Origin of the sequence: Flavobacterium sp. (assembly GCF_035760125.1) — a bacterium.
Taxonomy (GTDB): Bacteria; Bacteroidota; Bacteroidia; order Flavobacteriales; family Flavobacteriaceae; genus Flavobacterium.
Genome location: NZ_DASTTN010000431.1, coordinates 1 through 4,903, shown reverse-complemented (window position 1 = coordinate 4,903; position 4,903 = coordinate 1). Strand labels below are relative to the sequence as shown.

General features: G+C 34.4%; 6 protein-coding genes. 2 read left to right on the top strand and 4 right to left on the bottom strand.

The window, feature by feature from the left end; translation table 11 throughout:
* Positions 1-279: tRNA (cytidine(34)-2'-O)-methyltransferase (locus tag VFS71_RS15205; RefSeq protein WP_326402291.1), on the top strand; the 279-nt coding region annotated here is incomplete at its 5' end.
* Here the strand turns inward: VFS71_RS15205 and VFS71_RS15200 are convergent.
* Positions 266-763, bottom strand: a complete 498-nt coding sequence (locus VFS71_RS15200; RefSeq protein ID WP_326402289.1) for a hypothetical protein — start codon at positions 761-763, stop codon at positions 266-268. The two genes, VFS71_RS15205 and VFS71_RS15200, sit on opposite strands and share 14 nt — an antisense overlap.
* A gap of 290 nt (positions 764-1,053) precedes the next feature.
* Between VFS71_RS15200 and VFS71_RS15195 the strand changes: the two genes are divergently transcribed.
* Positions 1,054-2,661: a class I SAM-dependent methyltransferase gene (locus VFS71_RS15195; protein ID WP_326402288.1), complete on the top strand. Its 1,608-nt coding sequence runs from the start codon at positions 1,054-1,056 to the stop codon at positions 2,659-2,661.
* 47 nt (positions 2,662-2,708) lie between these two features.
* Here VFS71_RS15195 and VFS71_RS15190 read toward each other — a convergent pair whose 3' ends face one another.
* The 3 genes from VFS71_RS15190 to VFS71_RS15180 all read right to left on the bottom strand — a co-directional run.
* Positions 2,709-3,566 (bottom strand): hypothetical protein, encoded by an 858-nt coding sequence (locus VFS71_RS15190; protein WP_326402287.1) that lies wholly within the window; start codon positions 3,564-3,566, stop codon positions 2,709-2,711.
* A gap of 182 nt (positions 3,567-3,748) precedes the next feature.
* Complete coding sequence (locus tag VFS71_RS15185) at positions 3,749-4,525, bottom strand: ABC transporter ATP-binding protein (RefSeq protein WP_326402286.1); 777 nt, start codon at positions 4,523-4,525, stop codon at positions 3,749-3,751.
* A 50-nt stretch (positions 4,526-4,575) separates the two neighbouring features.
* Positions 4,576-4,903 (bottom strand): 5-carboxymethyl-2-hydroxymuconate Delta-isomerase (locus VFS71_RS15180; RefSeq protein ID WP_326402284.1); only part of this gene is annotated, 328 nt, incomplete at its 5' end.

Sequence of the window (4,903 nt, the reverse complement as noted above, 5' to 3'; positions counted from 1 at the left end):
GAATATCAAAATGTCGCCGAATGGATGTCTCAAATTCCAGACCAATCCAGAGTTTTCCTGATGAGTTCACATGCTAAAAAGTCCTATTTGGAAAATCAATTTCAAGACGGTGATTGGTTGGTTTTTGGAAAAGAAAGTGTTGGCTTGAGTGCCGAAGTTTTGGCTTTATTCGAAAACCACCTGACTATTCCTATGTCTCCGTTAATTAGAAGCTTTAATATAGCCAATTCAGTTGCTTTTGTAGTTGGAGAAGCAAAGAGACAAATTATGGGGTTATGAAAGTGATATAGGAATTTACAATTCTGTTTGCGGTTTTTTCCAGTGAAGGCTCTACATCTTTGAAATCTTCCTTGAGTTTACCTTCAGAAGTGAAAAAATCGGCTACTGTAGTCTTCAATGGAACCTTATCGATATAAATTTCTTTTACAGTAAATGTAAGGGTATATTTTTGATTTTCTCCAAACACAATTTTAAGACTGTATTTGATGTCAAAATTATATTTTACAGCTAGATTCCAGTAGTAATAAGCATTTTCATAGCGAGCTTCAATGGTTAAGGAATTTTCAGTAACATCAAAAACATCAGAACCTTTTTCATTGTAATAACGTGCCCATTCCTTAGATTGTTCTATTAACTTGTGAATAGGTTGATTGGGTATATTCATTTCCAGAGGCAGAAAACCCTTTTGAGTCATTTCTAACTTTTCCTGTGCTGAACTTGCGATAATCCAAAAAAACAATGTGATTTTAATAAAGTGGTTCATATTCAGGTTTTTACAATACTTACAAAGATAAAAAACTTAATTATAGGTTTTGAAAGTGAATTTTTCTTTTTCTTATCAAAAACAACCTGATGATTGCTAATTCACCTTTAATCGCAAACTTTAATATTGCCAATTCAGTTTCTTTCGTTGTTAGTGCTGTAAAGAGATGGATTGGGTTAGGTGTTTATTATGAGGAGTTTTAAGTTTATTAGCTGTAATTGGAATCTGTTTTTTTAAAGGAAATTTCATATATTTGAGATAGACAATGTTTAGGTCTTAAATCTCTTTTTATGATAGATAACGTTTCCTTACGAAGTACTATTTTTAGACATCTCGATGGTTTAGTCACTGCTCCAGTAGCTTTTTGCTTGTATAAAAAAGGAGTGTTAGCTCATGTTTTAGACAAAAAAGAAATAAGTCTTTCTGAACTGACTGATAAATTTAAAGCCAATGAAGGCTACCTTAATGTAGGTTTACGTGTTTTGGCTTCTCAAGGTTTTCTGAATTATCATATTAATACGAGTACAGACCTAATAACTATCAGTATCAATGAAAAAAGTGAAATCGCTTTTTCTCTGTTTCCATTGTACAAAGATGCTGTTGATTTATTACAGTTTTCGATGGATTTTCATCCCAGATTATTTGAAGAAGCTCCCTTTGAGCGCTTAAAGTTTATTTTCGAAAAATATAAAGATAACTATGGAATTTCGTTTTCTGAGGATCCTTTGATCAATACCATTCAACATCAAATTTTAAAGCATATTGAAGGCTTTTTAGTTGGCCCAACTGTAGTGCGTCTCGGTATGAGTGGTATGTTTCATAAATATTTTATGGAAATATCCTTTCGTCCTGAAGAGTTTCATAAATCTCCTGAAAAATTCAAAATCATCCTTGACTTTTTGGTTTATTTAGAATGGTTTACTCAAAAAAATGGCAATTATCAGTTTGCCGAAACTGGTTTGTTTTTTGCCAAAAGAGCTTCTGCTTATGGTGTAACGGTTTCGTATTTGCCTACTTTTAGTAAAATGGAAGAATTAATTTTTGGAGATCCTTCTATTTTAAGAATCGTTGGAGATGGGGAAGATGAAATTCACGTGGATCGAGAAATGAACGTTTGGGGAAGTGGCGGTGCTCACGATACCTATTTTAAAGTAGTAGACGAAATTATTATCAAATTATTCAATTTGCCTATTGCCAAACAACCGAAAGGAATACTTGATATGGGCTGTGGAAACGGTGCTTTCTTGGAACATATTTTTGATGTAATTGAACGTCAAACTTTGAGAGGAAAAATGCTGGACACGCATCCTTTGTTTTTGGTCGGTGCCGATTATAATCAGGCCGCTCTCAAGGTAACGCGAGCCAATTTAATCAAAGCCGATATTTGGGCTAAAGTTATTTGGGGAGATATTGGTCGCCCGGATTTGTTGGCGGAAGATTTACGGGAAAATTATAATATCGATCTGAAAGATTTGTTGAATGTGAGAACTTTTCTGGATCACAATCGAATTTGGGAAATACCAAAAGAAATTACAAAAGGAAGGATAAGTACTTCGACTGGAGCATTTGCACACAGAGGTGTTCGAATAAACAACAATTTGGTTGAAGATAATTTGTTGGAGCACTTCAAAAAATGGTCGCCTTATGTTCATAAATTCGGACTGCTCATTATTGAATTGCATACTATTTCACCCCATTTGACAGCTGAAAATTTAGGCAAAACAGCAGCCACGGCTTATGACGCAACACACGGTTTTTCGGATCAGTATATTGTGGAGATTGATGTTCTGCATAAAATTGCAGCCGAAGCAGGATTGTTTCCAGACTTCAATTATTTCAAAAAATTCCCAGATTCAGAAATTGCGACTGTGAGCATTAATTTGTTAAAAGGAAAATGATATGAGGATAAAAGAAGAGGAAGTATTTTTCAACTTCCTCTTCTTATTTATTTTTTAGGTCTAGCTACAAAATCGGTTAGTGTTACGTATGTATTTCCAGTAGCAGAGTCATAGTAAACGCTATATTTAGTTGGGTAATTCCCTGCTTTTTCAAAGAAATCCGGCTGTGAATAAGGAATAGGATTATTTTCGGGTTTAGAATGAAAATATTCTAAAGTGACCATTGGTTCAACAAAAATCAATTTGCTATTATAGGTACCATAAATCAGAATTTTGGAAAACGGAAGAAAGTCTGGTAAATTATTAGGAGCCCAATGTTTTCCCATTTGAGGTTCTGCGGTGGCAGGACCAGGAGGAGTTCCATAATCTGCAGGCAAATAACCAAGGGGAGGATAGGAATTGAAAGCAGCATCTGTTGCAGGAGACCATTCTGGTATTGCCATTTGTTCTTCAACCGAGATCATGTAAAAATGGATATCAAAATGAGGTACATCAAAAACATGTTCAGGTTGATGTCCGTGAGGATTCCAGTTGAGTCCAATGTGGTCAAAAGGTGTTAATTGTTTTGCTTTAAGATGTAATGGGACAATATAAACTGGAAGTTCAACTCCTGGAGCGGCATCAGGAAGCCCGGTAAATGCTCGGGCAGTTATTTCGATACCAATTTCAACGGGCATTTCATTTTCTTTGTTTACACTAATCCACGAACGTACTTTTCCGTTTCCAAGAGTATTTTCCGGTCCCTTAAATACATTGAGTTTGTCTTTACTAATTTTCGCAGTCAGCGATTGAGAATCATTTGTTTGTAAATCACTTTTATTCGTTTCGTCCTGGTTACAGGAAAAAAAGAAAAAAAATACAACTAAAGCAATAATTTTTTGGGACAATCTGAACAAATTTTCCATAGTTAAAAAAAATTAAATTGTTTTTAATAATGTAGATCAGTAAAGATTCGGGTAGTGAAAAAAGGAAAACAAATGTACAATATTTAATGTAACAATTTGATAATCAGTAATGTTTTGTTTCTTTTTTTAAATTGGGGGGTAGGTGTGGTGAAAAGTATTTTACAGGTAAAACAGTGTAGCAATTAAATTATCAAAAACTTACCTTTTTCACTGTCAAAAACAATATGCTCGTCTTTAAATAAAGTATTAAAACTTCCTTTGCTAATTAAGTTGCAAGGTTCGTCTTGTAACACACTTTCTGGAGTCATAATAATCATCTCGTCACTCAATTGTATTGCCATATCAATGTCATGGGTTGAAAATAGAATGCATTTTCCGGTTTCGTGGGTGAGTTTTTTTAAGAGCTTCAGTAGTGAAACTTTATGTAGTAAATCCAAGTGTGTAGTGGGTTCATCCAGAATAATCAAAGGAGTGTCCTGTGCCAATGCTCTTGCAATCAAAACTTTTTGCAATTGGCCATCACTTATTTCGTAATGTTTTTTTTGGGTCAAATGACCAATTTGAGTCAGTTCAATTGCCTCTTGAACGATTTGAACATCGGTATCTGATAATGTGCCTATCCAATTGGTGTAAGGTTGACGTCCCAGTGCCACCAATTCAAAAACGGTTAAATTACTGGGAGGCAATTTTTCGGTCAAAACCATACTTAAATTTTGGGCCAATTCCAAAGGTTCGTAACTGGTTATTTTTTTATCATTTAATAAAACAGTTCCCAGCAAAGGCTTTTGAATTCCAGTAATAGTACGTAATAATGTAGATTTTCCAATACCATTCGCCCCAATCAAAGCAATCAGTTTTCCTGCCTGTAAGTTCAGGTTGAGGTTTTCGGCTATGGTCACCGTTTCCTTTTTGGAGGTGTACCCAATGCTTAAATTTTCAGTGGTGAGGATATTACTCATTTTTGAGATGTTCTAAATTCTTAGATAAAAACTTTATTGAAAACGAAAATTTACACCATAGATTTATTACAATAGGTTGCTTTTTCAAAATCCCTGATATTGATGGATAAAATCGGAACTTCAGGAAACATCAGTTTCAACTGACTAACTATCTTGTTCGAGAGATTGCTTTTTTGAGCAGTTGTTCTTCCTTCCATTATGTTCGCAAAAATATGAATAAAATCATCTTTAGTATTTCCAGTACTGTAATATCGAAAAGGATTGATGCGAACTTTAATATCTGCTGGGTCAAAAAGACCTGTTGATTCTGCAGTATCATAAACGGCTTGCATAATTTTTTCGGGAGATTTTAGATTCAGTATGTTTTCGGAACAATCA

Coding starts and splice junctions, on each gene's coding strand:
- VFS71_RS15200 (WP_326402289.1), bottom strand. CDS start 763: ATGAACCACTTTATTAAAATCACATTGTTTTTTTGGATTATCGCAAGT.
- VFS71_RS15195 (WP_326402288.1), top strand. CDS start 1,054: ATGATAGATAACGTTTCCTTACGAAGTACTATTTTTAGACATCTCGAT.
- VFS71_RS15190 (WP_326402287.1), bottom strand. CDS start 3,566: ATGGAAAATTTGTTCAGATTGTCCCAAAAAATTATTGCTTTAGTTGTA.
- VFS71_RS15185 (WP_326402286.1), bottom strand. CDS start 4,525: ATGAGTAATATCCTCACCACTGAAAATTTAAGCATTGGGTACACCTCC.